Raw genomic sequence first — 26,344 nt, forward strand, 5'->3', positions numbered from 1 at the left:
GACCTTAGCGTCAGTGGCGCTGAGCCAGCAGATAGCTGCGGCGGCTCGGATGTTCGGTGCCCTGGTGCGGCTCACGGTCGAGGCGGGCAGCCGGAACGAGACCAGCCGTGGCCAGGGCTTCGGATTCCGCGACAGGATCGAGATAGTGGAAGGTGAGGTCGACCTCATGACCCCACCATTCGGTGAGGGTCTTGACGCCGCCGACCGGGATGTCGGCGTCGCTGGTGTGAAATGCGATGAATGCGTGGCCGCCAGGACGCAGCACACGAGCGAACTCCGCGTAGGCGGCGGCGCGCTGGTGCTGGTCCAGATGGATGACCGCGTACATGCAGACCAAGCCGGCCAGCGATTCCGAGCGCACCGGCAGGGCGGTCATATCGGCCGCGCAGACCGGCACCGAGGTGGTTCGGCGGGCCGCCGCGCACATGGCCGGCGAGAGATCCATTCCGATGGTGCGCAGACCGTTAGCGGCGAGATACGCGCCCACATGCGCTGGGCCACAACCGATATCGGCGACCGGACCATCGGCGGCAAGTTCTGCGAATACCTCGAGCAGCCCACGATCGAATGGCTTGTGCCGCAACTCGCCCGCGAGTTCGTCGGTGTAGCGGTCGGCCACTTGGTCATAGGCGTGCCGGGTGCGTCCCGCAGTGGTCATCCAGCGAGCCTAGTCTCGCGTCCAGATAGCTTCTGCTGTATCGAGCCTTGGGTCCGGTTCCGTCGAGCGCAGTCGAATGGTGGTCGCACACGCTGCATTCAACCGCGGTATCACTACGCTCGGCGAGCTGCTGGAGCGGATAGCGCAGCCGAGCTATCTGGACGCGGCCCTAGAGGACCTCCGCCGTCGAGGCGTCGACCATCATCAGCTCGGCCCGGGGCGCACCGCCGCGCCGAACCGGCCGGGCGCGAGATCGGCTCACGCACGACGCCCTGAAGCCGGATTCACCGCCCGCCGGAAGACGGCCGGGTTCAGCGCACACGAAAGACGGTCAGCCGCCAGCCAGTCGAGCGGGTGCGAGCGATGCGGGCGGCGATGGCGAAGTGTTGGCGGCCGCGGTCGTAGGCGGCGAAGACCTCCGCCGTCGAGGCGTCGACCATCATCAGATCGGCCCGGGACAGCACCGCCACGCCGAGCGTGCGGCCGGGTGCGAGGTCGGCTCGGACCAGGGTTCGCACCGCGGCGACCACCGCGGGCGTGGCAATGCTGGTGAGTTGTGCGACCGGCCGTCGATGGTCGAGAATCTCGAGCGCCAGCCGCAGCGCACGCTCGACGAACTGCTGTGCGGCCGAATCCAATTCGACAACGGGCGGTAACGCGCTGTGCCCGCCGCTGAGCGCACGCCGCAATCCCGCCGGGCCGGACCGCCCGGTCTGATCATTCCGCCCCGGGATCGGCGTGCGGCATGGCTCCGCACGCGGTGGATTCCGAGGTTCCACACGCCCGCTCGGCGGGTAAGGCAACAGCGGCGGTTCGGTCCTCGGCGCATACGAAAGCCCCGACAAATGTCTCTCCATACAGCACCCCCTGAGTTCGAACTACTACCCCCAAAGCTCGGACGGCGACAGCATGCCATGGATATCGACGCAGGTAAAGTCGCAGGTCAACTAGCCAAGCGACCGCTCTGGTGCTGGCTGGTCGCGGCGCGCCTGTTTCCGTTCACGTCGGCTGGGTATCGGTGTCCGACCGAGTGCGGGTTCGGCGCTTCGCTGGCGGATCGAACAAGGTCGGGGCGGCCGATGCCGCTACAGATTCCGCCTGATCTTGATGGCCATGCGGGTTCAGATCAGGTTCGTCGAGTCGAGGAAGCGTTCGGCGAGTTCCGCGTCGCCGGTGATGGTTACTTGGGATCGCCAGGGTGTGCGGGTCGTCGCCCAGGATGGGAAATCCAGTGCAGCACTGGTGATTTGCGCCGCTGTCCCGGCATGGGAACCAGCAACGACGCGCAACCGCCCACGTCCGACCGGTTCGAGTCGCCATGTGCCCCCACCGGTTCCGGCCAACCTCAACCCGATCGGCTGGTCGAGCCAGATCCGATCGCTCGCCCCAAAGTTGGCCAATAGAGCCAACATCCACTCCACTACCGAGCTCATCCGGTCCGCGTCGGTCGCAGGGATCTCCTTGCCGAGCGCGGGCGCGATGTCGTGACGCAAGTGCGTATGGAAGTCGAAGGTCAGAATCGACGGCAGCAACCGCAGCGGGTGGGAACCGAGCTCGCCGATCGGAATGCGGATGGCTCCGAGCGGCCACTGCCGAGTCGTGCGAGCCACGGTGGCGACCCGCGAACTCCACGCCGCCAGCTCCCCGACCACCCGGTCGATCTCCCAGTCAGCGCGTTGCGCAACGAAATCATCGTTGAGCCGCTCGACATCTCGGGAACGCACCACCTTGATGACATCCGGAGTGAGGTTCAGGTGGCACTCCGACCCGAGATGCGCGATCACATCACGCACCCGCCATCCCGCGGCCCGACTCGGCGCCACCCATTCCTGCGGCGTGAGCTGGGCACAGAAGTCCAGAACGGCGTCCCGCTCGCGACGAAACGCGGCTACATGGTCGGTCATGTCTCGATCCTGCCAAGTTGCGGAGACAAACCGCTGTCACCGACGGGGCGAGTCCACGATCGGGAGCACCAGCCAGGCCGCCACGTGTACCGCGGCTACCGTGGGGATGGCCGCTGGCGGCAGTGCGTTTGAGGCGGCCGGACTGTCGCGGCAGGGCCAGCGCGGCCCGATCGACCGGTTCCACCGGCGGCTGCGTTGAGGCCACCAAATACTCCGGGCAGTCCACCAGGGCCCTCCCTTGCACAGCGACTTCGCCGCAAGCCGTCGGCCGACGCAGGGGTCATAGTGCCCGGCCGCCGTCCGATCGGTCAGCCCCCGGAGATGCGGACCAAGGTCTGCAAGGGGTCGGTCAGCACATCGGCAAAGGCCAGCTCGGCAGCGCCGACCAAGGGAGCGTCATCAGCGAGGGCAGAGGTGCGCAAACGCACGCGCTCGCGGACGGCGAGGAGCCCGTTCACCGCCAGCCTGCTGCGGACCTGGGCCGCGGAGGCGAGGTAGATCTCGCGGAGTACACCTCCGAAGACAACCATGGTCGGGTTGAAGATATTGACCAAGTTGGCGACCCCATAGCCCAGCCAATCACCGACCTGGTGCAACGCATCTCGGGCAGTGGCGTCACCGCGCGCGGCGGCCTCCACGATCGCCTCGACCGCCGCGCGGCCGGTCAGATCCGTGCGTCCAGCCGCCGCGATCAACGCGAGTTCCCCCGCCTCGGCCTCCAGACATCCGTACGACCCGCACGTGCAGGCACGCCCGCCAGGATTGACGATCATGTGTCCGACCTCGCCGCCATAGCCGCCCTCACCACCGAGCAACTTGCCGCCCATGATGATTCCGCCGCCGATGCCGACCTCACCGTGCAGGTAGATCATGTCCGCGACACCGATGCCGACACCCCGCTCACGCTCGGCGAGCGCGCCGAGATTGGCGTTATTGCCGACCGCAACACGCAGACCCAAACGTTCGGACAGCCGCGCCCCCACCGGCACATCCACCCAGCCGATATTCGGACCGTATCGGACGACCCCGTCCTCCTCGCGCACCATCCCGCAGAACGCGACTCCCACACCAACGCAGATGGTCTCGCTTCCAGCCTCCCGAATCATGTTCTCCGCAATGGTGGCCAGCGCGCCGATCACGTCATTCGGATCGAATGTGCCACTGGGACGCGGTGTTTCCCGCCGCGCGAGAATCACCCCGCCCAGCCCGACCCGCGCGACCGCGAGCCGATCCGCGCCGACATCCAGCGCCAGACCATATACCCGTTCCGATTGCGGACGCACCACCAGCGACGGCCGCCCCGCCTTACCCGTCTGCCCAGGCAGCTCCTCGCTGACCAGACCCGCCGCGGCGAGGTCGGCGGTCAACGCCAGAATTGTGCTGCGATTGAGCCCCATGCGCTCGGCGAGCACCGCCCGCGACACCGGACCGCTCAGGTGGACATGCCGCAGCAGCACGGCAAGGTTCTGCCGCCGGATCTCGTCCGGGGAAGGCGCAGCTCTCATTCGGGCGAACCTCCTCCCGGTCTTCGGTCAACTTCCTGGCAACGCACGCTTGCGCGACAGCGCGTCCACCCCCGCCGCAAGGAGCAGGACGAATCCTGTCACAACGAATTTGGTGCCCGCGCTATAGCCCATCAGGCCCATTCCGTTATTGATCACCGCGACCACCGCCGCGCCGAGTACCGCGTCCAGCATCCGGCCGCGCCCGCCGAACAGGCTGGTGCCGCCGATCACCGCGGCTCCGACAGCGGTCAGCAACACATCGCTGCCGCCGGTATTCGGATCGACGGAATTGGCGCGCGAGGCCGCGATCAGCCCGCCGACCGCGGCCATCGTCGAGCACAGCACGAATGCGCTGATCTTGATCCGATCGACCGGAATGCCCGCGCGCCGAGCGGCTTCGGTGCTGCCGCCGACCGCGTAGATATGTCTGCCGAAGGAGGTCCGGTTGAGCACGAACGTCCACAGCAGCAGCAGTGCGACGATCAACGGCACCACGATCGGCATGCCCTTGAGCGAGTTGATCGCCGGGTTGCGGCTGCGCTCGTCATTGAGGATCAGCACCGCCGCGCCCGCCACGACGGCGACCGCCGCGATCCGCAGCGCGATCACCGGCGCGGTCTCCCCGGTCAGCCCGAGTTTGGTGCGCGCCCGCAGTTTTCGATACTGGATCAGCGCGAATCCGGCCAGCAGCACCGCGTACATGCCCCAGCCGAGCAGCGGCGGCACATTCTTATTGGCGATCGCGACGATAGTGTCGTCGCGTATCGAGATATTGCGCCCGTTGTCCATGATCTTCAGCGCGACGCCCTGCAATGCAAGGAACGCCGCCAATGTCACCACGAACGACGGGATCCCGATCTTCACTACGATCGTCCCGATGGTCAGCCCGATCGCGACACCGGTGAGCAGCGAGACGAGAACCGCCGCGTACCAAGGCCATCCCTTATCGGTGAGCAATACCGCGAGCACCGCCGCACAGACACCGCTGGTGAATCCGGCCGACAGGTCGATCTCACCGAGCAGCAGCACGAAGATCAGCCCCATGGCGATCACCGCGATGGCCGCGCCCTGGGTAAAGAGATTCGCGAAATTGCCCTGCGTCATGAACACCGGCCGCGCGATCCAGAACACCACCGTCAGCACCGCCAGCGCGATAATCGACGGCAGCGCACCCATATTGCCGCTGCGCACCCGCCCGACATACGAGTTGACCAGCTCGGTCACCGGCGAGGACGTGGCCTCGAACCTATCCGTAACCACGGCACTCATGCCTCCACCTCGCTGGCGCTCGGTTCCGGCATGACCGCCGCTGGCGCTGTGTCTTTGTATCGCTCGCTACGCTCGCTCATGACTTCACTCCACTTCCGAGACCGAGACTTCCGCTGCGACCCGCGGTGATCAGTTCGACGACCTGCGCATGCGTCACGTCGGAAGTTCGCACCTGGGCGGCCATTCGGCCGAGATAGAGCGCGGCGATCCGATCGGACACCGCGAAGACGTCATTCATATTGTGCGAGATCAACACCACCGCAAGGCCTTTGTCGGCAAGCGTGCGCACCAGCTCGAGCACCTGCTGCGTCTGCGCGACGCCGAGCGCGGCCGTCGGCTCGTCGAGGATCACCACCTTGCTGTTCCACAGCACGGCTTTCGCGATCGCCACCGTCTGCCGCTGCCCGCCCGACAGGCTCGACACCTGCTGCCGCACCGACTTCACGGTGCGAACTGATAAGCCCGCCAACGTCTTTCCGGCCAGCTCCTCCATGCCATACTCATCGAGCACGATCCCGTGCTTCTTCTCGCGGCCGAGGAACATGTTCTGCACGATGTCGAGGTTGTCGCAGAGGGCGAGGTCCTGGTAGACGATCTCGATGCCGAGATCGGCTGCGTCCCTCGGGTTGTGCACATGCACCGGTTTGCCCTCGAACAGGAACTCCCCCGCGTCGATGGGATGCGTGCCGCCGATGCACTTGACGAGGGTCGACTTGCCCGCGCCGTTATCGCCGACCAACGCCGTCACCTCGCCCGAGTACGCGGAGAACGCGACATCGTGCAGGACGTGGACGGGGCCGAAACTCTTTTCTATCCCGCGTAATTCGATGACCGGTGTATCGGGCATAGGTGCTGCTCCTGACGTGTGGGGCGGCCCTTCCGCGATCCCCTCATACCAACCGCGGAAGGGCATTCGCCCCCTTGACCATGAAAATGCCGGAACGACCGGGTTATCAGCGAACCCCGTTATCCGCGCACAGCTTGGCGAACTCGCCGGTGCACAGCTCGGCCTTGCTCACATAGCCATCGGACACCACGTCGTTCACGTTCTCCTTGTAGATTGCCTTCGGTTCCAGCAGCACCGCAGGCACTTTCGCCTTCGCCTCGGGATCGTCGACCGTGCTGTTCGCCTCGCCCTTCTCCCCCTTGGCCAGCGCGATAGCCAGCTTCGCGCCGGCGTCGGCCTCCAGCTTGATGGCCTTGTAGACGGTCATGCACTGATCGCCCGCGAGCACGTTCTGCAGACCCTGCACCGTGGCGTCCTGGCCGGTCACCGGGACCTGCCCGTTCAGCTTCTGCTTCTTCAGCACCGCGATAGCGGCATTGCCCAGTCCGTCGTTGGCGGCGACCACACCGCCGAGGTTCGGTGTGCCGGTGAGCATCTGCTCGAAGATGGTGCCCGCCTTGGTGTTATCCCACTCGGGCACGGCCTGATCCGGTCCCTTCACGTACTCACCCGCATCGAACTTCGGCTTCAGCACACTGTCGTAACCGCTCTTGAACAGCGATGCGTTGTTATCGGTAGGTCCGCCGTTCAGGTACGCGACCACCGGGTTGACGGCCTTCTTATCGGTCAGGCACTTCGCCAGGCCGTCCCCCATCAACTTGCCGACCTTCACATTGTCGAACGACACATAGAACGGCGCCCCGCCACCGAGAGTCAGCCTGTCGTAATCGATTACGGTCACACCCTGCGACTTCGCCTTCTGGATCACCGCCTTCCCCGTCCCGCTGTCCAGGTTCGTGATCATCAGCACCGACGCCCCGTTGGTGATCATCTGATCCGCGATGGTCTGAAAGGAGTTCTTATCCCCCTGCGCATTCTGGATATCCGCCTTGATCCCCGCCGCATCGAACGCCGCTTGCAGATACTTCCGATCCGCCGTCTCCCACCGCGCGGATGTCTTGCTGTCCGGCAGAATCACGCCGATCTTGGCACCCCCACCCCCGGAGTCCTTGTTGTCGTCCCCGCAGGCAGTGAGCGAGGTGAGAAGCGCAACCGATACGGCCGCAATGCCGAGGATCCCCTTACGCATGAGGGCGAGCCTTTCGTCGAACCACCACCCGAACAGGCCGGGCAGTCGAGCAAGAGCGAATGTTGTTCGACACAACATATTCGAACGTGACGCGAAGCACAGCCGTTTCGCAAAGATATTTGTTGTCTGCCATAACAATCCAGGCACGACGAGGTGTGCGGGCTCCCCGGACCGAGCGCTTGCCCGCGCAGCCCGACGACTCGGCCAAGCCAGCAGCTATGACTCCCCGGAGCGCCATGGCTCCGAACCGGACGCATGAAAAGTGCAGATACAGAACGCTTACCAGCACACCTGTCATCAGGCGCCTGACGGATCGCGCCGGAAGTCCTTCCGGCCGAAAGCCCCGCCTTCCAACAGAACGGGAGGTTTGGTCAGATCCGGCTGGTATTCCTAGCCCATGGAGCCGCCTACGATCACCGAGACGACCGGCAACCTGCTCGACGCCGACACTGAAGCATTGGTGAATACCGTCAACACCGTCGGCGTGATGGGCAAGGGCATCGCCCTCGAATTCCGCCGCGACTACCCCGACATGTTCGAGGCCTACCGGAACGCCTGCGAGCGCGGCGATGTGCAGCTGGGCAAGATGCATGTCTGGAAGACGGGTGCCCCCGAGCGCCCGCGCTACATCATCAACTTCCCAACCAAGGGGCGCTGGCGACCACGATCGAACCTCAGCGACATCGAAAGCGGCCTAACCGATCTCGTCAAGGTAGTCACCGAACTCGGCATCACATCGATCGCCATACCTCCACTGGGCTGCGGCCACGGCGGCCTGGCATGGTCCGCCGTCCGCCCACTGATCGTGTCCGCCTTCAGCGCCCCGCCGCACGTCGACGCACGAGTGTATCCACCACCTAACGAAGGCGACTGATCGATAGCCCACATCGCCGCGCCGAGTAGCGCCATCCCATACCGCCGTCGGACGCAGAGGTCACCGCCGATACCGCTCGGAATCACCAAGATCCGCGCCAGGTGAAGCTCCGCGTCACCGACCTCCGAAGAGCGTCGCCTGGTACCGCCAACTCCTCCACCTAGAACCCGTCTTCGAGTTCTACGAGGAAAGCGCCGTCTGCGGCGCAGACCTCCTCGAACCGACAGCCGACCTCCAGTTCGCCCCTACGCGACCGCGCCAGCCACCCCCACCTCGACGACTTCGCCCTCCGAGTCGATTCACTCGCCACCTTCACCGAACTGATCAAGCGCACCGACAATCTAGGCGCTTCGCACGGCGAGATCCGGCGACCGCGGCCCCTACGGCGCCGTCCTCGACATCAGCGATCCCGACGGCACGGTGACCCGCAGTCGTCGATTCTGTCGACGACCAACGGAGCCATCGCTGCGCGGACAAGATTCATGATCAAGACTTAGATCGACGACTCGGCAGCAGTACTTCCACGCCGCCATCTAGAGAACCATCGCGATCGCAAGCGCGATGCTGTCAATCCACGCGACAGCGTCTGTCGCATCCTGGTAGCTGATCGGCCGACGCCGGCCAGTAGTCGGGTCTAAATCAGCCGCGTGAGCGATCTCATTACGCCTCCTATTGACTGCCGAAAGCCGTTTCGAAACGGCATCCCGGGACCAGGTTGGGGGCGCATAGTTATTCCATGAATTCATTTGCCTAGCAACTAGACTCCATACGTCGTCGTCACAAACAAGCTTCAGCGCAGACGAGATCTCCTTCGGGTTCTGGAGAGATTGCGTCGCCCATTTGCCCTTCACCTGGTCAACCACGGCATCTCGCAATCTCAAATTGTCGAGGCGCACTTGTTCAACCACCGACAATGGAAGCTGCACATTCCTAAGTGCCGTCGGCATCCCCGGTCCCGTATTGTCTGCCAACTCCGCGACTCGTGCGAAAATCTCTTCGTGGAGCCAATGGTCCAGCGCCGAGACGGCTTGAACCCAGGCGGCCCGATAGAGATCACCGGTATCAAATGAGGTGACCTCTAGATCCGCCAGCGATTGCCCCGCCTTCACTAGACCCCTCGCATAGTTTATGTTTGTCGTGAAGGCATCGAAAAGCCGTGTTTTAGGCCGTGGAATACTCATTCCGTCACGAATTCCGTCTGTCCAGGATCGACCGGTCCCTGCACCGCATCATCCAGCGCATCTGCAATCACCGAGAATTCCTCGCATGCGGCCTGTAACTCATCCAGAATTTCCCGCGCGATCATGCCCGGTGAGAGCCGGGACTCGACGTCCGCATTGTCTGCAAGCCACGTAATATCGAAACTAACATTATCTCGGGCGACCAACTCGTCAAAGGTAAAATCTCGAAACCGTTCTGATCTCCCTCGCTTTTCCATTTCCTCGCCGGCACGGAAGGAAGAGACGAAGTCGTCCAGGTCCGCACGACGTAGCGGCTTCGTTTTCCGAGTGAAGTGCTGATCGGTACGAAAATCGTAAACCCAAAGTCGATCCGTCAGCGGCTTGCCATCCGCTCGCGGACTCCTCTTATCGAAGAACAACACGTTTGCCCGAACGCCTGCCTTGAAGAAAATTCCTTTCGGCAGCCGAAGAAGAGTATGCACATCAAAGCTTCGAAGGAGGCGCCGACGAATTCTTTCTCCGGCTCCTCCCTCAAAGAGCACATTGTCGGGCACAACAACCGCCGCACGCCCGTTGATGCTGAGCAATGACATTACGTGCTGCACAAAGTTCAACTGCTTGTTCGGGGTAGATATGAATCCGATCCGATCGTACGATTTGCCTTCAGGCTCGGCACTTCCGTCGGATCCGGGCACTGACGAACTATTCCCGAAGGGAGGATTAACCATAACAAGGGAAGGCCGATGGCCAGGCTCTGTCGCAAGTACGTCGCGAACGTCCACTAATGCTGGACCATCGACGCGGCCTATTCCGTGCAGCAACATGTTCATTGCCGCCAACCGGGCCCTTCGCTCAAGCACCTCGACACCCTGGATTGTGCCGATATTTAGCTTCGATAGCTGCTCGTTAGTCATCAATTCGCGGTGATTCATCAGAAGATACTCATATGCCGCGATCAGAAAACCGCCGCTGCCACATGCTGGATCGAAAATTGTATCGGTCGGCTGTGGTCGCATCACGTCGACAATTGTCTCTATCAACGGTCGCGGAGTTAGGAAGTTTCCGGCTTCTGGGTTCTCACCCACGCTCTTCGCCAGTAGGCCCTCGAAGATATCACCGTTGACTTCGGTGCCCAAACTCCCCCATTGGCGTCCACCGATCAGGTCGATGATCAGCTTCTCTAGTGTCGCTGGTTCAGTGATCCGGTTCTGAGATTTAGCGAATACGGTCCCCACGGTGGTGCCCACACTCTTTGCCAATTCACCAAGAACAGAGCGATACTGTCGCTCCAACTCGTCCCCACGCTTTGTCACCAACGTGTTCCATGCCCTTGCCGCATCACCGCCGGACGGGTTGTCATCGAAACTGGCGTCGCGGATCTCCTTGGCAATCTTCAAGAACAACAAGAGAGATAGCTGCTCAACATATTCGAGTGTAGACATACCGGAGTCGCCGAGGGCCTTTCGGTAATTCCATAGCTCCGTAGCAAGATCGGAGGCGACGCTCGCAGTTACGTCCAGACCTTCAGACACAACGACTCCCCGCAGCACCCTCGATCGGTGTGTCTTCCAAGATGAATCCAGCGGCTCTCCGCCGAAGAGTCATGTCAATCCCCAAAGTCATTGCATACGGGCGCCGCCAGCCGGCAACCCGTCATGTCCTGAATCACTATAGGGCACAGTGACTTCCACACACAGCAGGAATTACTCCGTGGTGGGCGTGTCGGCGACCTCACCGGTCTCCCCGAGCGCCTCAGCCACTGCGGAAAACTCCGCCAAAGCAGCCTGAAGCTCGTCGACGATCTCCTGGGCAATCACTCCGGGCGGTAGCACTGCATCCGTGTCATCAGCCGGTGAGGCATCTGCCCAGCTGATATCAAGATTCACCTTGTCGCGACTGATCAACTGCTCGTAAGTGAAAGCTTTGAAGCAGTCGGCCTCTTCGCGATGGTCGCGACTTTCGCCCGCCCTGTAGCAGGCCACAAAATCGTCGAGATGGGCCCGCCGCAGTGGCTTGGTCTTGAGCGTAAAGTGCTGGCTGGTTCGGAAATCGTATACCCACAACCGCGTGGTCCATGGCTTCCCATCGACGCGCGGGCTCTTCTTGTCGAAGAAGAGCACATTCGCTTTCACGCCGCCAGCGTAGAAGATACCTGTGGGCAATCGCAGCAGTGTATGAACATCGAAATCTTGCAGCAGCCGCACTCGGATTGCCTCGCCAGCACCGCCTTCGAACAGTACATTGTCCGGTACTATTACCGCCGCACGGCCGTCAATTTCGAGCAGCGACATAATATGCTGTACGAAGTTCAGCTGTTTATTGGTCGTCGTTGAGCGAAAGTCCGGCCTGTCGTAGGAGATATCCTCCCGAGCCGCCGCGCCGTCTGACCCGTATACGGTGATCGATGACTTCTTCCCAAACGGGGGATTGGCCAGAATAACCTTGGCGCGGTCTCGCGTGCTTGGTTTGGTAGCCAACGCATCGCGCACCTGTATAAGCGACGGGCCGTCGGAGCGGCCAATTCCGTGCAATAGCATATTCATTGCCGCGAGGCGTGCCGTGCCGGCAACTAACTCTACACCACGGATTGCACCCGACGCGAGGTGGTCGATTTGTTCCTTCGTCATCCGCCCTGCATAGTTCCGCTGGATATAGTCGTGCACTGCGATGAGAAACCCGCCGGTGCCACATGCCGGGTCGACAAATGTGTCATTTGGAGTTGGTTGGATTACATCGACCATTGCCTGTATGAGTGGACGAGGTGTGAAGTATTGTCCTGCGCCCGTCTTGATATCCTCCGCCCCCTTGGCCAGCAACCCTTCATAGGCGTCCCCTTTGATATCGACGCCCTTCGCCTGCCATTCCTGTCCTCCGATGAGATCGACGGCCAACCGCTGCAACTTCGCTGGGTCGGTTATTCGGTTCTGCGCTTTCGCGAAGATTGTACCGAGCATCGTGTCAGGATTTCTTGCAAGCTCAATCAAAACATGCCGATAATGCCTTTCGAGTTCGTCGCCCTTCTTAGCAATGAGCGAATCCCAATCCAGATCCTCAGGGACAATACGCGGCGCATCCTCACGCAGATCTGCTTCGAAAATCTCCTTGGCGATCTTGAGGAACAATAGGTACGACAATTGCTCGACGTAGTCGATGGTCGACAATCCGTCGTCGCGCAAAACGTTGCAATAGTTCCATAGCTTGGCTACAAGCGAATTCGTCGCAGATTCGGGTGGACGGGGGCTAATCGGTCGAGCCGGCGGCTCCACTGCGACGGGGCGGGGGGCGACCGGCGGGGCGATCATGTCCATAGTCACAACGCCAACTCCTCTTGGTATCCAACTTCGCCGACTGCTGCAGATGGCGCGGTACTACGGCGACGGCTCCGCAGCGGTGAAGGCTGACGATCCCGTGCCCCTTCGATGTGCTTGAGGATTGAGTCGACCGACTCCTCCGCTGGGTCTTGCGGTACAAGGCGACCCATGAACGCATTGTCCAATAGCGCGCGCCGGAAACTCTTGGCGCGGGCGAGCGTCCGATTGGCTTCGGCTGTAAGCCTCCGGGAAGCCGTCAGTTGCGCCTCAACTGTTCCCAGAATCTCACGTTGAGTGTCGACGGGAGGCACTGGTATCGGCATGCGCGCCAGCTTTGTGCCGTTGATATTCGCCTGTCCGACCTGTTGGCTGACGACAGATCTCAGATATTTCCGGCCCATCGGACTGTTGATAACGAGGCTGACCCACTCGGGCTCTACCGAGGGCACCAGCTGACACCTAATTAGGTATGAAGCGAATGTCGCAACGCCGACCGCGTCACGGTAGACGGCCGATTTACCCACCAGTTCGGCGCTGTTTGTTCGATTGAACAGCAGGTCGCCATCCACGAGGATAAGTCGATCCAAATCCGGATGATCAGCATCAAGGTATTTGACCGAGTCGAGCACGATACGGCCATCCTGAATATTCCCCATCCGAATTACAAGCACAGAATTGTCGGCACGATCCACATTAGCCTTCGCAGATGTTCCATACTCGATATTCCATGCGAGCTCATCCATCGACAGCACATGCCAATGCGGATATGCGCCCCCGAGTGACGCAACTGCGGGTCCCAATGGGGAAGCTCGCCGAACTGAAACCCGGGCAGCACGCTCGGTTTCGATTCGGACGCGAGAACTATGGTTTTGGCCAGTACCGAAATCGCCACGCACCGCAGCTGCCCTGATAGTCATCTCAAGCGCGACGGAACGATCCAGGACAGTCCGCAAGCCTCGCTCGCCCGCATCGAGACGCGACAGGTGGTCTTCCAGGGTTTCGACAATTCGCCTCTGCTCGGCGAGAGGTGGGATCCTTACTGGCAATGCTCGAAGCTGTCTCCCGTTGATCGCGTCGAAGGTGGACCCTGTCGATTGCCTTGCCAATAGCGGTGCTGCCCAACGGAGAAACCACAACAGATACCGCTGATCTAGAGCCGGACTCGCTCGAATCGCAGCAAGGCCCCTGCCGATCGAGCAATCAACTGGCGCGAGGTTGGTTGGGCCAACAGGCGCCCGAATCGAAAGAAGAATATCGCCCTCGACTGCATGCTTCCGAGGGTCCGTCGTCCACTTCCGCACACTTGGATACAGCGCGCCGAACTCTGCCTTGCCTTGGAAGAACGGGACGCCCTCGCCATCGACGTTATATGACGAACCAGGTGGCGACTGTCCCTGGATGACCTCGGCTACGTCGCCAAGGGCTGCCGATGCCCATCCGTTCGGTATGTCGCTCAAGCCAGTTCCCGATCCAGTTCGTTGACGATTGACCGCGCTGCATCCTTGCCGCCGAAGGCGTTGACCAAGCCAACGGTGCCGCCTCGCTGTGCGAAGGTTACCCCGGACAGATCATCAGTCGTGATGCCCACGCCAACAGCCACGGTGTCGCGGATGCGCTCCAACCACCAGATCTGGTTGTTGGTAAAAGCAACTCCGGCTGTATGCTGGCACAACAGCCAAGCCTCGAAGCGTTCCTCGACCAGCGTCCGATATCGACATAGCTTGTCGTCTGCACCTAGTTCGAAACGAATCAGGGACACCAAGTCCGGGATACCAGCCTCAGGACCTGGCGTCGCCGCCGTCTTCCCGAGCGTCTGGTATGCGTCCCAGAGCATGGCCGGAGTGAATGAGTACGGCGAGTGCCGAACCCTCGCGGCGACATCTTTCAGCGCCGAATAGGCGCCCTGACCCCCGGCACGCTCATTTGAGACAACCGGAATTGCCATGATCTCATCCCTGCAGACCTTCAGGTAGCCTCGCCACGATTCGACCAGCTCGGCGGCGCGGTCGGCGGCGGAGACCGTTGTGAGGTTAAGGACCTCATCGCGGCTTGTCTCATCGTAGGTGATGTCGTACTCGCGACGGATGGCAAGGATGCGCTCACGGAAGTCAGGGTTGATTGTCAGCGGACGAACGGCATCGGCGATGAGACCATGGGCAGCTGCTGAGTCCGCGGCGCCAGCTTGTGCGTCCGGCGAAGTAGCCTCCACGATGCCGCGGGCCAATTTCGCCAAGGTAACACCGCCAGCATTTGACAGTTCAGCCCGATCGTCGTCAGTGATACGCCGGTCAAGTCGAGCGAGCCGACCGGCAAGCTCTCGAGCTTCATCGGCGGTGATCCCACCGGAAGCTGCCTTGCCCAGAAGCTTCTTCATCGAAAGGCGCTTCTCAGCATCGCCAATGACGGGCGCCGACAACGGCGTGGAATCTACCAGCGGCGAGTCCGTAATTCCCACGGTGTCGATCAGGACAAACTGATCCTTGCGCGTAAGTTCATCGGCCTCTGGTGTTACCTCGGCGAGTTCGACGGGATCTAGAGTGCGTGCACCGCGGCCCTTCATCTGCTCAAACAGCACCGCCGACCGGACCTGCCGCAGAAAGATCAGACACTCAAGTGCTCGGATGTCGGTTCCGGTCGCGATCATATCGACGGTGACAGCCATCCGAAGGTGTGGGCTATTACGTAGATCGTTTATTAGGTCGTCCGGGTCGATACCTGCATTGCGGACCTTGTAGGTGATTTTCTGAATGAAATCGTCGCCAGCGTTGAAGAACACCTCTTTGGCTAGTCTGACGATGTCATCGGCGTGATTGTCGTCGGCAGCGAAGATCAGCGTCTTCGGCACTGCCTTGCGTCCGGGGAACCAGCTCTGCCAGCTGTCACGCCAAACCGCCAATGTTGTGCGAATGTGATCGTCAGCGATGACTGCGCGGCCGAGTTCATTTGCACCATAAGTGAAGTCGTCATCGAGCTGCTCAAGGCGCTGGGCACGGGTGCGGCGGTCTCGGCGGCGTACCGTCGTGCCCTCGTCAATGCTGGAGCCTTGCATCCCGATTTTCGTCTGCAACTTAACCAGTTGGAAGTCTACGTTAACACCGTCCGCGACAGCCATCGGGTACGAGTACTCCGACACGAGATTCTGGCCAAAGAAGCCGAAAGTCTGCTTAGTGGGCGTGGCTGTCAATCCAACGATGTGCGCATCAAAGTACTCAAGAACGCCGCGCCACAGCCCATAGATCGAACGATGGCACTCATCGACAATGATCAGGTCGAACGATTCCGGCGGAACATCCGGGTTATAGCCCACTTCCACAGGCGCGTCAGCACCATACACGCCATCGAGCTCGTCGAATTCATCATCAGCGGCGTCATCGACGACGACTGTCTCGCCGCGTAGAACCGCGTACATCTTTTGGATCGTCCCGATAACCACGGATGACGATTTCTTGATACCGTGGCCCGAAAGCCGTTCCACGTTGTAGATCTCGGAGAACTTGCGGCCATCGTCCGGTGTTACGTAATTGCGAAATTCCGCCAGCGCCTGCTTGCCGAGATTGTTCCTGTCGACGAGGAATAATACTCTAACTGCCTTGCCATACTTGAGGAGTCGATATGTCTCGGTTACGGCGGTGAATGTCTTACCGGCGCCGGTTGCCATCTGGATCAGGGCTCGGGGACGGTCTCGCGCTAGCGAGTCCTCAAGGCCTGTAATTGCCTCAATTTGCGCTAGCCGTAGCCCTTGCTTATCGAGATCCGGAAGCAAACGGAGGCGCGCACGATACGTTGGCGCGTCTCGGTTCTCGTTCGCTTGACGCATCCAGTCGGCGATGGTTTCGGGACGGTGGAAGCCAAACATCGTGCGACTGGAAGGGACTGGGTCCAGGCGATTGCAGAATACGGTCTCCACACCGGTGGTCGCGTAGCGGAATGGGAGCGGTTCCTCATGCTTCCAGACGGCCAACGCGTACTCGTCGAGGACGCCTGTAGCGTAGCGGGCGTTTTGCGCTTGGGCCGCAGCCAAGGTCTCCCCTTCACGCTTGGCCTCGACCACTCCGACGATCCGACCGTCGACATAAAGCACATAGTCGGCGGGGCCAGATGCCAACCGTAGCTCGCGCACCGCTACACCGTGTCCAGCAAGGGGATTCAAGGCGTCAAGATCTTGGACAACCCACCCGGCTTTGATCAGCATCGAGTCGATAACCACACGTGCTTGTACCTCGTTGAGCGGGGGAGGCCGTAATGCTCGCTCCACCATGAGTTCGCGATCACTCGCCGACACGCTTGCAGGCCTCGCCTGGGATGCTGCAAATACCTTCTGCTGCTCCACACGCAAGCGATCGATCTCATCTTTCAATGTGTCAACCTGCGCCCGAAGCTCCTCATGCACCTGGCGAGCCTTCGCTATTTGGGACTCAGCTTCGACTTGTGCACGCTCTCGAGCGAATGACACGTCGACGTGCTCGGTCAGCCGTACCTGAGCCTCGATAAGGGCCTGACGGAACTCAGCGAGGGTCTTCGCCAGCTCCGCACGCTCAGCGTGATCGGCAACTGGCGGCTCGATCGGGGGTACGAATGCGACTACTGACCGCTCGTTGGCGACGATGCGGCCGTACCAACGCCCAAGTTCGAACGCGCACTGAATCGCCTCCAAAGCACTGGTCCGGTCAAAGCTGTGTGCGTGGGCAGCACGGTTGCCTGCTCGGCGAAGTGTGTCGAACTGTCGGTCTACCGTCGGGGACAGGAAACCTGCCTGACGCAGGCGCACCAAGCGGTCGACTTGCCGGTTGCCCGCCACACGAAGGCCTGACCGAGTGATCAACAGTTCAGCCAGTACCTCGCCGAACTGGCGTGTATGGACCAACGCACCATTGGCATCGACAAATACGAGCGCTTCGGCCTCCGCTCCGTAAATCGCCAGCAGGCGGCTGTGTTCGAACAGTCGGCCAAAGTTCGGCGAAGCCTTCGCCAGCCGCACCACATTCGCGTCCACAGGTACCCCGCCTTATCGTCGAACTGTTCACCGATCAGGGTACTTGCATCGCACGGCTGCCCTGTGTAGCCACAGCGCGACCCGTGCCCAGCGAACAATCGAGCGGATTCGGCATTCCGGTTCAAGGGGTGGCTCCTGCGTGCAGCGACGTCGATCAACTCGCGCCATCACACGACGGAACCCACCTGACATCAGACTGCCCAGGGTTCCGAAGTGCATGGAATCTACGTTGAAGTTCACTAGCCGCGGGTCAGCGCGCCCTGCTCGGCGAATATATGAGGTCAACGTGTGCAGGTCACGAATCGCGCGGAGGACCGAGAATCTGACCCAGTCACGAACAACCCCTCCATAGGCGACGGTGAATTCGGCGAGTTCGGTCTTGGGCGAGCGAGCTAGCAACGACCGAGACCAGGAGCATCGGTGATCACCGGCGACCGCCTTGAGTGCCGGATATCCAGTTACAGCAGCAACGGCGAGAACTGCGTCGAAATCGCGCCCACGACCGGTTGGAGGAAGTCCGGCCGCAGCGGCGGAACCGATGCGGTCGCCAACGCACCGAGCGCCAGCGCGGTCTACATGCGGCACAGCAAACACCGCGATGCTGAAGCCATCGAGTTCGATCTCGCCGTGTGGACGAGGTTCAGCCAGGAGCCCCGCCCGGCCGTCAGGAGCGACAACGGCGCAGTCCAGGCGATCATGGACAGCATGGACAATCCCAGCTCCGACGTGGAGCTTCGGTTCGACGACGGGAATGGACCGCCTTCGACGCAGATGCTGCCGACCGTGAGTTCAATTTCGCCTGTGCCGCAATCTAATTGGCATAATCGAACCGTACGTCCCACCTCCGAATCTTCCGGAGCGCGGGACGTTCCGTATCTCCCATCTGATTGGATGCCAGCTTCATACGTCAGTCCGCGCAAGTGACAGCGCTCGGCCCATACCGTTCGACCGGTCTAACAGCTACATCCCTGCGACATGAGCCAGATACCAGGAATCGACGAATTCGCCCGTCGGCTCCGTATGAAGTATCTGCGACTCGATTGCCCGGCTCGAAGGCGCGGTGGCCGGCTGAATCGCGAGGGTTCGGGCGGTCGGCTGCGTCCCCGTATTACAGGTCGAGGAGCAGCCTGGTCATTCGGCCGCGGGCGGTGACACACAGTCGATCGAATGCCGAGCTGCGCCGTCTGATTTCTGGTGATCTGCTCATGGAGGTTCCGTGGCCAGAACCGGGGCTTCGCAGGCGCCGCAGATTCCGGCGCGGCAGAGGGATTCGACTGGGATGCCGTTGTCCTCCAAGGCTTCGAGGACGGTTTGCCCCGGTGTGACGGTGATTGTGAGTCGAGACTTTCGTAGTTCCGGAGAGTGTCCCGGGGACCCTGCCTGCTCGATATTCGGTGTCGCCGCACGACCTGACGGAGGCGCTTCATCGGACCGGACAGCGTGGTGGGCCGTCGGCAGACGCGTCGCCATAGGGGTGCCGTAGATTCCGACTCGGGCGGCAACGAGCTTGGCTAGCTGGGTGTTTCGGTGCCACATTGGGTCGTCGTTGCGGGTCCTTCGTGCCATTCGCCACTTGGCTCCGGGGAGTTCGTCATCGAGTGCGCGGAGTCGTACGTTGAGGGTGGCTACCAGGCCGGTCAGGGTTGCCCACGGTTGGATGGGTACGTCGCGGAGTGGCGTGCTGGCTAATAATGTGCGGGTGAGGGATTCGCTGCTGTAGTACGACAGGATGCCCAATATCGCTGCGGTGGAGGCGATTTTGATGCGGGCGATCGGGCCCGTGTTGGTGCAGTGGCAGGTTGCAGCGTCGGCCATGAGGGATGTCCACTCTGGCGCTCCACCGGCGGTGGCGACCATATAGTCGGTTAGCTCCAGCCTTCCAGGGCCGTACGCGGGATGAGTTCGTCTGCTACGCCGAAGATGTACGCGATGTAAGCCCAGTAGTGCATTACTGCGTTCAGTTGGGATTCCGCGCATTTTCAGCCGTGGACGTGGTCGAAGCACATCGGGGATAAGCCGAAAGTTACCGCCGCGCCCACCATTGTGCTGTTCGAGATGGGGTTGCGGTGGTGGGCGAAGTGGTCTTCGCCCCAGGGTCGGCGGAGGCCTGCGCGAACTTGGGCGTGCATGAGGTGGACACGGACGGTGTCTTTGAAGACTGGGGACCAGCGGTCCATTGCCCAGGTGGCGGTTTCCAGGTTTCGCCGGTAGGGGTCCTTGACGAAGCGGCTGGTGGCGGAGGCTACTTCGGCGCCGACGAAGGTGCCCATGAAGTATTGGACACCCATGGCCAGTTTGCCGGAGAGGGAGGTGTTGATCCAGAGGCGGCGGCCTTGTGCCCAGAGGTCCGGGCCGTACCAGGTGGGTCGGGTGTCCAAGTCGTGGAACAGGTTTGCGAGTTCGGGAAGGTGGGTTGTCGTGGGATTCGATGCCGTGGTCGAGGGCTTGGTCGAGGAGGCGGCGGCCTTCGACTGTGCCGATTCGGCGGAAGGCGGTGACGAGGTTGTCCATTGGTTCGTCGCCCTGCCAGAGGTGGTCGGCCATGAGACGGGTTCGAGGCGTGTCGACGGAGTTCAGTTGGACGTCGATCCACGGGGAGAGCATTGCGCGTCGGGATTGGAGCCACAGGTCGGAAGCGACGGCTCGGGGATGTGGTGGGCGCAGGGGCATTCCGGGGCGGTAATAGTAGTCGTGGGGTGCATGGTCAGCATCCCGTCAGTTGCCGGAATTTGGTTGCCGCGGTTGATCTGTGGTCGGCGTGTACCGGGGAGTAGCGCTTAGGGTCGTCGCGGTGTTCCGGTGCGGGCCAGAGGATTTCGTGGGCCTCCTGTGCCAGCGTGGTTGGATGTCGGCCGCCTCCGCGGCGGTGGCTTGCTCTGATGCGCGAGTAGCTTCGGTCAGGCACGCCTGTGAAAAGGTTTTCCGTGCAAAGGGTTTGAATGAAGAACACAGCGTGCGCCCAATAGAATGTGCTGGGGGTCGAGCGCGTAGTAGCCGCCGCCTGTCCGTCGACGCCGCGGCTTGTGCGGTGGTAATTCACGATTTCCCGTGAGGTCTGATGCCGCCGCCGCGGCGGCAGGGCGCGGCGTGGAAGACGCCAGTGCGGCAGCGGTCGCGTGCGACGGTGCGACGCATTATCGACGCTGGTCAGGCCGTGCTGATCGAGTATGGGTATGACGGGGCTTCGACGAATCGCATCGCCGAGGCGGCGAAGGTGAGTCCGGGGTCGCTGTATCAGTACTCTCCGAATATGGATGCGATTGTCGGGGCGGTGATCGACCGGTTCAACAATGAGGTCGCGAATCGGGTACACGGCTAGGTTTTGGATCTGGATCAGGAGCCGGAAGTTGGTGTGCTGAGGGCGATTTCCGTGCTGATGGATGCGCTTGGGAGTCATCCCGAGCTTTTGCGCGTCGTCGTCGAGCAGATGCCCCAGCTGAGTGGGAACGATGTGGTGTTCACGTTCGAGCGTCAGGTCGGTGATATTGCGTGGGCGGCATTGATGTTGTGGAAGGACTCGCTGCCTGGGGATCTGGATTTCGGGCGGGGCGTCGTGGATGCTGGTCCGGACGGTTGAGCAGCTGACGATTCGATATGTGCTGGATAAGCCGCCGATTTCGCGCGAGCGGTTTTCGGCGGACATCACGCGACTGATTACCGGACCCCGGGGGCACCAGTGAAGATCCACACGCGAGTCGGACGTGAGTAGTCGCCGGGACACCCCGCCGTGCAGGACTCACGCCCGATCAGTGGGCGCCGCCGGGCAAGCATCCCGTCTATGGTGAGGGCCGAAACGAATATCCGGGTAGGTTCGACAGACAGGTCGGTTCGGCCATCTGCACTATCGACATCAGCTAGGAGTTCGCATGCGACACATCGTAAGACGGGTTGTTGGGGCGTTGGCGGTGGTGGGGTTGGCGCCGGTTCTATTCGCCGGGACGGCGCAGGCCGATGACGGGGACACGGTGTACTTCTCGTCCGGGTACATGAACTGCTCGATCGCTGGGGATGGCACCGTCGGGTGCGATTTCACGAGTCAGGTGCAGGTTATGTACAACTTTCTGCCGATTCCTTTTCCCGTGCGGGACATCGTGATCGATCAACCGTGGTTGCCCGCGCATCCAACCTTCACCGTCGGGACGCATACCTTGCCGGGTGGTAATCCGAACCTTGTGGACGTCAAGACGGGGGCTGGTACGTGGGGCTCGTACATCGAGCATGCCGGGGCACGATGCGAGTCCGGGTTCCATGGCAGTTTCAGCTGCGAATCCAAGGGGCGGACCTGGCGGATCTACAGCGGGATCATTTCCCCGTCGTAGTGGCAGGCGGAGCCTGGGGCGGGGACGTTCCAGGCTCGTCCGGCGCAATATCCTCGAAGCGGGCGGTAGTGAGGAGTTGTGGTGGATAGATGTCCGGTTGGGATTTCGGGGCGATCGCGGTGGCATGATCATGCTGAGTGGCATGGGGCGGTGCGCAGGGCCGAACTTCCTGGTGGGCAACAGGTTTGGGTGATCGGTGGGTACGACGAGGTGTCGGCACTACTGGCAGATGCGCGACTGAGTGTGGACAAGCGGTATTCCGGGGGTGGGTATTCAGGGTTTTCGTTGCCGCCTTCGTTGGATCGGAATCTGCTGAATCTGGATGGGGCCGAGCATGCTCGGATACGGCGGCTCGCGGCGCCCGCGTTCTCGCGGAGGTCGGCCGATTCGCTCCGGAAGACGGTTCGACGGATCACCGAGGCCGCCTACCGGGCGTTGGACGAAAATGCCAGCGGCACAGTCGATTTGCTGGATCGGCTCTGCGTTCCGGTGCCCGCCCTGGTGATCGGTGAATTGCTCGGCGTGCCCGCTGATCGGCATGGTGAGCTGCGCGATGCCGCCACCGCGATGGTGACCTTCGACGCCTCATCGAAGGAGTCGGCGACGCGGCTGGCGGAGGCGGTCGCATGGCTGGCGCAGACCTTCACCGGCGTGGTGCGGTCCAAGCGCGACGAGCCGGGCGAGGATCTGATCAGTGGATGGGCACGTGCGCGTGATGACACGGATCTGCTGTCGGAGGATGAGCTGGTTTCGCTGGCCTTCCTGATGATGCTGGCGGGGCTGGAGAACGCGGTTCATTTGTGCGGCAACATATTTGCGGCACTGCTCGCATCGGATAACACGGTCACAGGAGATTGGCCGGCGCAGCGCGGCACGGTGCTGGAGGCCGCCAATCCCCTGCCATTCGCGATCCGGCGATTCGCGGTCGAAGACCTGACGATCGGCGACCGAACGATCTCCAAGGGCGACACCGTATTGCTCTCGCTGTTCGGCGCGGATTCGGATCCGGCTCGCGGCGGGCGAGCGAGCCTGATGTTCGGGCGCGGGCCGCACTACTGCCTCGGCGCGCAGGTCAGCGACCTGATCGCCGATGTCGTCATACCGGAGTTGTTCGCCCGGTATCCGCAAGTGCGGCTGTCGATTCCGGAATCCGAGTTGCGCTACCGAGCGTCGTGGCGCTCGCACGGACTGGTCGCCTTGCCGGTGCGGCTTCGCGGTTGACCGTAGCTTGCAGGAGAAGAACTTTCACGCCGACCGTGCCCGATGTTCCGCGACATGAACCCGATTCGAGCAACGCGTCGAGCAGAAGCGGCGCCGGCCATTGCGTGAGGTGTCGACGAAGACCAAATCACAGCCCGCACGGGCGCACCGGCCGATGCGACCCGGATCCGCACAGAAGAGCTCCGCGAGCCCGGCCGCGGTGTACGCCTTGACGCGCTCATCGATCGGAGCGTCCTCGCGGGCGTAGTGCAGGTGCGGCGCACGGCCGTCGTGCGTGGAGATGTAGGGCTGGCTGGTCGTTTCGGCCAGCAAGGCGTTGAGCAGTTCGACAGAGGGTGCACCGAAGACCTCGTCGAGCCGCACAATCCAGCGGCGCAGCTCGGCAACCTGAAGAGCATTCAAAGTCCCGAGCGGCTTGTAGCCGGATTCGGCGAGCAGCTGCAGCAGGTCCTGCCGCGGGTCCGCGTTCACCAGGCGCGCGGCTAGTTCGGCCGCCGCGCCTCCGTAAGGGTTGAAATGCACTAGGTCATTACATCAGGCTGAATCCATGATCGCTACCTGCCCGACTTGCTCCTGGCCCTCCCCCACCCTCGTGTCCTCGCACGGCGCCATCAGCTACCTGCGCTGCGTATGCGGCCAGTGGCTGGTCAGCGAGCACGGGGCGGTGGTGGCGCTCGCCGGGACCAGCACCCTCGGCGTGGCGGAACGTCTGCCCTAGCCGGATTCCTCGGCTGCCCGCCACTGCGGGGCGACCCTTCGGTTACCGCAGGCGGCGTCGCCCCGCAGCCTTGTTGGTGTACATCGCGGTGTCGACGGCGTGCATGAGTTCGTCGATCGCGGTGGGGCGTTCCTCGACGAAAACCGTTCCGATGCTGGCGCCTACAACTACTGGCCGTCCGGCGACTTGCATCGGGGTGGCCAGCGCAGCGAGGAGCAGTCCGGATATCGTGGCCAATTGGTCTGTGCCCGTGCATTTTTCGACGAGAACGATGAATTCGTCGCCACCGATGCGGGCAACCAGCCCGCCGACCGCTTCGACGGATTCGCGTAGTCGCTGGGCGACATCGTGCAGCACCCGATCGCCTACCGTATGGCCCCACATATCGTTGATTTCCTTGAACCCGTCGAGGTCCAGATAGCAAACACCCACTGGCGGAACGGCATTCGCGAGCCGGTTGAAGAACAGCACGCGGTTCGGCAGCCCGGTCAGGCTGTCGTGGTGCGCGTCGTGCCACAGCCGATCGGCGAGTTGTTTGCGTTCGGTGACGTCGACGGCGACGCCGATCAGGAAGCGGACTCGTCCGCCACTGTCGCGCACCGCGGACATGGACAGGTCGATGCTGGTGATGGTGCCATCGCGCCGCAGGTGGTCGGTTTCGAGGCGGAAACGGTCGGTCGCTCCGCTCAGCAACATCTCCAAATTTGCATAGGCGTCACCGATATTCGCGGGTCCGAGCAGCTCGGCGACCGATTTGCCGGGCATCATGGCGGCGGGTAGGCCGAGCATATCGGCCATGGCCGCGTTCACCTCCAAGACCCGGCCGGTGACGTCCACCGTGCCGATACCAACAGACGCTCCCGCGAAGACCGCTTCGAACCTGGCCTCCGACAACTGCCTTCGCACCTCGGCCTCCTGCGCGGCCGAAAGTGCCGCTGCGAGTGTGGTTTCCTGCTCCCCTAACGCCGTGTTCCGCAGCGCTGAGGTGAAACCCGCGGCGAACTCGGCCGCAACCACTATCGCACGCCCACGGACTGCGTCGTACTCGAATTCGGTTCCGGCAGGGCAGATTTCACGGACAATATCGCGGCAGATAATCTGTACCGATTGGCTGACGGCAAGCGGGTCACGGTAATTCGCCGCGACGAGCACCGCGGCGGCATGCATGGCGACCTGCACCTCTCGCGTCCCCCGCACCGCCGCGACGAGCACATCGGCGAGTTCGGCGAGCATGCCTTCGATCTGCGTTCGGGTCAGGGTCGGAGCGACCGCGCCATCGAGCGCATCCGCCCAGCGCACCGCCAGCTCACGCAACCCCACACGGATCCCCTGCCACCGCTTCGGTCAGACTTTCCGGCCGACGCCAGCGAGGCCGAGCGAGCGGCCCGGCGCCTCGTGCTGGTCGCGCTCGGATTCCGGGCGCCACCCGGGCAGCTCGACCACGCCGGGTTCGACCAGCTCCCAGCCTTCGAACATAGCCGCGATGGCGTCCTTGGAGCGGAAGTGAATTCCGACGCGGGTCACCTCGGCGGCGTTGTGGCCGAGCTTGTCCGCATCCTCGGGGCGGTGTTCCGAGGTGAGGTGTGAGATCGCCACATAGCTGCCTGCGGGGACGGCCGCTTGCAGGGCGGACACCTTCGCGACCGGCTTCTCCTCGTCGGAGAGCAGATGCAGCACCGCCACCAGCAGCACACCGACCGGTTGGTCGAAATCGATGAGACCGGTCCCCCGCACACTCGCGAGCAGTTCGTCGGGGTCGCGCAGGTCCGCTTCGATTGCCGCGGCGTTGTCATTGTCCTGCAGGATCGCGCGCGCGTGAGCGACGGCGATCGGGTCGATATCGGCATACAGCACACGAATGTCCGGGTCCAGCGACTGCGCGACCTCGTGCACATTGCCCGCGGTCGGCATGCCCGAACCGATGTCGAGGAACTGGCGCACTCCCTGGTCGACCAGGAATCGGACCGCGCGCCGCAGGAACGCTCGATTGCTCAACGCCAGGCGGGGCAGATCGGGCACCAGCTGTTTGCCCGCCTCGGCGGCCCTGCGGTCGATCTCGAAATTGTGCGAGCCGCCCAGCAGGGCGTCGTACATGCGCGCCGGGCTCGCCTGTTGCATATCCACGCCCTCGGGCGCCCACCCAGGCCTGTCCATCGAATCCCCTCTGCATCATTCACGCCAACCCGGCGGTTCGGGCGGCCCGCACCGCCCGGATATCGTGTTGTTGATCACCGAGTGGTGCAGTCCGCATAGTAGTCGGGCCGGTCGGTTCGCATGATCACGAATTCGCCACGTCTGATCCGGGTGCGGAACGCATGCCATATTCACACATGCGCATGATTGCAAGATCGGCTA

The 26,344-nt window shown here is 62.4% G+C and carries 24 protein-coding genes and 1 pseudogene; 7 read left to right on the top strand and 18 right to left on the bottom strand.

Annotated elements, in window-relative coordinates; all coding sequences use genetic code 11:
* Positions 1–10: 10 nt before the first annotated feature.
* The 7 genes from ACHQ4I_RS43000 to ACHQ4I_RS43030 form a co-directional block, all read right to left on the bottom strand.
* The gene (locus ACHQ4I_RS43000) at positions 11–658 is read right to left on the bottom strand and encodes a class I SAM-dependent methyltransferase (protein WP_420777703.1); all 648 of its coding nucleotides are present in this window, start codon (positions 656–658) and stop codon (positions 11–13) included.
* Between the two features lie 311 nt (positions 659–969).
* Positions 970–1,296 carry an Rv3235 family protein gene (locus ACHQ4I_RS43005; RefSeq protein WP_420777704.1) on the bottom strand — a complete coding sequence of 109 codons (327 nt, stop codon included), beginning with the start codon at positions 1,294–1,296 and terminating at the stop codon, positions 970–972.
* 483 nt (positions 1,297–1,779) lie between these two features.
* Positions 1,780–2,562 (bottom strand): maleylpyruvate isomerase N-terminal domain-containing protein, encoded by a 783-nt coding sequence (locus tag ACHQ4I_RS43010; protein WP_420777705.1) that lies wholly within the window; start codon positions 2,560–2,562, stop codon positions 1,780–1,782.
* A gap of 308 nt (positions 2,563–2,870) precedes the next feature.
* On the bottom strand, positions 2,871–4,067 hold the full coding sequence (locus tag ACHQ4I_RS43015; protein WP_420777706.1) for an ROK family protein: 1,197 nt from the start codon (positions 4,065–4,067) through the stop codon (positions 2,871–2,873).
* Positions 4,068–4,094: 27 nt separating this feature from the next.
* On the bottom strand, positions 4,095–5,336 hold the full coding sequence (locus ACHQ4I_RS43020; RefSeq protein WP_420777707.1) for a sugar ABC transporter permease: 1,242 nt from the start codon (positions 5,334–5,336) through the stop codon (positions 4,095–4,097).
* Between the two features lie 76 nt (positions 5,337–5,412).
* Entirely contained in the window at positions 5,413–6,183 is a 771-nt protein-coding gene (locus tag ACHQ4I_RS43025; protein WP_420777708.1) for an ATP-binding cassette domain-containing protein, read from the bottom strand.
* Positions 6,184–6,289: 106 nt separating this feature from the next.
* Positions 6,290–7,372, bottom strand: a complete 1,083-nt coding sequence (locus ACHQ4I_RS43030) for a sugar ABC transporter substrate-binding protein (RefSeq protein WP_420777709.1) — start codon at positions 7,370–7,372, stop codon at positions 6,290–6,292.
* A 397-nt stretch (positions 7,373–7,769) separates the two neighbouring features.
* Here ACHQ4I_RS43030 and ACHQ4I_RS43035 point away from each other — a divergent pair, with 397 nt between their 5' ends.
* Complete coding sequence (locus tag ACHQ4I_RS43035) at positions 7,770–8,246, top strand: macro domain-containing protein (protein WP_420777710.1); 477 nt, start codon at positions 7,770–7,772, stop codon at positions 8,244–8,246.
* Between the two features lie 533 nt (positions 8,247–8,779).
* On the opposite strand, the gene ACHQ4I_RS43040 is transcribed toward ACHQ4I_RS43035, so the two are convergent.
* The 6 genes and pseudogenes from ACHQ4I_RS43040 to ACHQ4I_RS43065 form a co-directional block, all read right to left on the bottom strand.
* Entirely contained in the window at positions 8,780–9,427 is a 648-nt protein-coding gene (locus ACHQ4I_RS43040; RefSeq protein ID WP_420777711.1) for a hypothetical protein, read from the bottom strand.
* On the bottom strand, positions 9,424–10,959 hold the full coding sequence (locus ACHQ4I_RS43045; RefSeq protein WP_420777712.1) for an HsdM family class I SAM-dependent methyltransferase: 1,536 nt from the start codon (positions 10,957–10,959) through the stop codon (positions 9,424–9,426). Before ACHQ4I_RS43045 ends, ACHQ4I_RS43040 begins: the two co-directional genes overlap by 4 nt.
* 171 nt (positions 10,960–11,130) lie before the next feature.
* Positions 11,131–12,735 carry a type I restriction-modification system subunit M gene (locus tag ACHQ4I_RS43050; protein WP_420777746.1) on the bottom strand — a complete coding sequence of 535 codons (1,605 nt, stop codon included), beginning with the start codon at positions 12,733–12,735 and terminating at the stop codon, positions 11,131–11,133.
* Between the two features lie 2 nt (positions 12,736–12,737).
* Positions 12,738–13,481: a restriction endonuclease subunit S gene (locus ACHQ4I_RS43055; protein ID WP_420777749.1), complete on the bottom strand. Its 744-nt coding sequence runs from the start codon at positions 13,479–13,481 to the stop codon at positions 12,738–12,740.
* Between the two features lie 246 nt (positions 13,482–13,727).
* A pseudogene (locus ACHQ4I_RS43060) lies at positions 13,728–14,195 on the bottom strand (restriction endonuclease subunit S); the annotation flags it as partial.
* The gene (locus tag ACHQ4I_RS43065; RefSeq protein WP_420777713.1) at positions 14,192–17,731 is read right to left on the bottom strand and encodes a DEAD/DEAH box helicase family protein; all 3,540 of its coding nucleotides are present in this window, start codon (positions 17,729–17,731) and stop codon (positions 14,192–14,194) included. The gene ACHQ4I_RS43065 and the pseudogene ACHQ4I_RS43060, both read right to left, overlap by 4 nt.
* A 420-nt stretch (positions 17,732–18,151) precedes the next feature.
* Here ACHQ4I_RS43065 and ACHQ4I_RS43070 point away from each other — a divergent pair, with 420 nt between their 5' ends.
* The gene (locus tag ACHQ4I_RS43070; RefSeq protein WP_420777714.1) at positions 18,152–18,655 is read left to right on the top strand and encodes a DUF397 domain-containing protein; all 504 of its coding nucleotides are present in this window, start codon (positions 18,152–18,154) and stop codon (positions 18,653–18,655) included.
* Between the two features lie 279 nt (positions 18,656–18,934).
* Here ACHQ4I_RS43070 and ACHQ4I_RS43075 read toward each other — a convergent pair whose 3' ends face one another.
* Together ACHQ4I_RS43075 and ACHQ4I_RS43080 are read right to left on the bottom strand one after the other, a co-directional pair.
* Positions 18,935–19,708 carry a 2Fe-2S iron-sulfur cluster-binding protein gene (locus ACHQ4I_RS43075; protein ID WP_420777715.1) on the bottom strand — a complete coding sequence of 258 codons (774 nt, stop codon included), beginning with the start codon at positions 19,706–19,708 and terminating at the stop codon, positions 18,935–18,937.
* Positions 19,709–19,710: 2 nt separating this feature from the next.
* A complete protein-coding gene (locus ACHQ4I_RS43080) occupies positions 19,711–20,109 on the bottom strand; it encodes an oxygenase MpaB family protein (protein WP_420777716.1) in 399 nt (132 codons plus the stop codon).
* A gap of 680 nt (positions 20,110–20,789) precedes the next feature.
* Between ACHQ4I_RS43080 and ACHQ4I_RS43085 the strand changes: the two genes are divergently transcribed.
* The 4 genes from ACHQ4I_RS43085 (at position 20,790) to ACHQ4I_RS43100 (ending at position 23,271) form a co-directional block, all read left to right on the top strand.
* Positions 20,790–21,050: a TetR/AcrR family transcriptional regulator gene (locus tag ACHQ4I_RS43085; protein ID WP_420777717.1), complete on the top strand. Its 261-nt coding sequence runs from the start codon at positions 20,790–20,792 to the stop codon at positions 21,048–21,050.
* Positions 21,051–21,053: 3 nt separating this feature from the next.
* Complete coding sequence (locus ACHQ4I_RS43090) at positions 21,054–21,308, top strand: hypothetical protein (protein ID WP_420777718.1); 255 nt, start codon at positions 21,054–21,056, stop codon at positions 21,306–21,308.
* Between the two features lie 289 nt (positions 21,309–21,597).
* Positions 21,598–22,050: a hypothetical protein gene (locus ACHQ4I_RS43095; RefSeq protein ID WP_420777719.1), complete on the top strand. Its 453-nt coding sequence runs from the start codon at positions 21,598–21,600 to the stop codon at positions 22,048–22,050.
* Positions 22,051–22,200: 150 nt separating this feature from the next.
* Positions 22,201–23,271: a cytochrome P450 family protein gene (locus ACHQ4I_RS43100; protein ID WP_420777720.1), complete on the top strand. Its 1,071-nt coding sequence runs from the start codon at positions 22,201–22,203 to the stop codon at positions 23,269–23,271.
* A gap of 24 nt (positions 23,272–23,295) precedes the next feature.
* Here the strand turns inward: ACHQ4I_RS43100 and ACHQ4I_RS43105 are convergent, their stop codons facing one another.
* On the bottom strand, positions 23,296–23,793 hold the full coding sequence (locus ACHQ4I_RS43105; protein WP_420777721.1) for a CGNR zinc finger domain-containing protein: 498 nt from the start codon (positions 23,791–23,793) through the stop codon (positions 23,296–23,298).
* A 25-nt stretch (positions 23,794–23,818) separates the two neighbouring features.
* Between ACHQ4I_RS43105 and ACHQ4I_RS43110 the strand changes: the two genes are divergently transcribed.
* A complete protein-coding gene (locus ACHQ4I_RS43110; RefSeq protein WP_420777722.1) occupies positions 23,819–23,989 on the top strand; it encodes a hypothetical protein in 171 nt (56 codons plus the stop codon).
* 42 nt (positions 23,990–24,031) lie between these two features.
* Here the strand turns inward: ACHQ4I_RS43110 and ACHQ4I_RS43115 are convergent, their stop codons facing one another.
* Together ACHQ4I_RS43115 and ACHQ4I_RS43120 are read right to left on the bottom strand one after the other, a co-directional pair.
* Positions 24,032–25,309, bottom strand: coding sequence for a diguanylate cyclase domain-containing protein (locus ACHQ4I_RS43115; protein WP_420777723.1), 1,278 nt, complete (start codon positions 25,307–25,309; stop codon positions 24,032–24,034).
* A gap of 24 nt (positions 25,310–25,333) precedes the next feature.
* Positions 25,334–26,143, bottom strand: a complete 810-nt coding sequence (locus tag ACHQ4I_RS43120; RefSeq protein WP_420777724.1) for an SAM-dependent methyltransferase — start codon at positions 26,141–26,143, stop codon at positions 25,334–25,336.
* Positions 26,144–26,344 lie beyond the last annotated feature (201 nt).

Origin of the sequence: Nocardia nepalensis, from assembly GCF_048910785.1 — a bacterium.
Taxonomy (GTDB): Bacteria; Actinomycetota; Actinomycetes; order Mycobacteriales; family Mycobacteriaceae; genus Nocardia; species Nocardia nepalensis.

Bases quoted from the DNA above. Each gene is read 5' to 3' on its own strand.
- ACHQ4I_RS43110 (WP_420777722.1), top strand. From the start codon at position 23,819: ATGATCGCTACCTGCCCGACTTGCTCCTGGCCCTCCCCCACCCTCGTG.
- ACHQ4I_RS43055 (WP_420777749.1), bottom strand. From the start codon at position 13,481: ATGGATGAGCTCGCATGGAATATCGAGTATGGAACATCTGCGAAGGCT.
- ACHQ4I_RS43050 (WP_420777746.1), bottom strand. From the start codon at position 12,735: ATGGACATGATCGCCCCGCCGGTCGCCCCCCGCCCCGTCGCAGTGGAG.
- ACHQ4I_RS43020 (WP_420777707.1), bottom strand. From the start codon at position 5,336: ATGAGTGCCGTGGTTACGGATAGGTTCGAGGCCACGTCCTCGCCGGTG.
- ACHQ4I_RS43085 (WP_420777717.1), top strand. From the start codon at position 20,790: ATGCCGCCGCCGCGGCGGCAGGGCGCGGCGTGGAAGACGCCAGTGCGG.
- ACHQ4I_RS43000 (WP_420777703.1), bottom strand. From the start codon at position 658: ATGACCACTGCGGGACGCACCCGGCACGCCTATGACCAAGTGGCCGAC.
- ACHQ4I_RS43010 (WP_420777705.1), bottom strand. From the start codon at position 2,562: ATGACCGACCATGTAGCCGCGTTTCGTCGCGAGCGGGACGCCGTTCTG.
- ACHQ4I_RS43035 (WP_420777710.1), top strand. From the start codon at position 7,770: ATGGAGCCGCCTACGATCACCGAGACGACCGGCAACCTGCTCGACGCC.
- ACHQ4I_RS43030 (WP_420777709.1), bottom strand. From the start codon at position 7,372: ATGCGTAAGGGGATCCTCGGCATTGCGGCCGTATCGGTTGCGCTTCTC.
- ACHQ4I_RS43040 (WP_420777711.1), bottom strand. From the start codon at position 9,427: ATGAGTATTCCACGGCCTAAAACACGGCTTTTCGATGCCTTCACGACA.
- ACHQ4I_RS43120 (WP_420777724.1), bottom strand. From the start codon at position 26,143: ATGGACAGGCCTGGGTGGGCGCCCGAGGGCGTGGATATGCAACAGGCG.
- ACHQ4I_RS43075 (WP_420777715.1), bottom strand. From the start codon at position 19,708: ATGCGCGGAATCCCAACTGAACGCAGTAATGCACTACTGGGCTTACAT.
- ACHQ4I_RS43095 (WP_420777719.1), top strand. From the start codon at position 21,598: ATGCGACACATCGTAAGACGGGTTGTTGGGGCGTTGGCGGTGGTGGGG.
- ACHQ4I_RS43025 (WP_420777708.1), bottom strand. From the start codon at position 6,183: ATGCCCGATACACCGGTCATCGAATTACGCGGGATAGAAAAGAGTTTC.
- ACHQ4I_RS43015 (WP_420777706.1), bottom strand. From the start codon at position 4,067: ATGAGAGCTGCGCCTTCCCCGGACGAGATCCGGCGGCAGAACCTTGCC.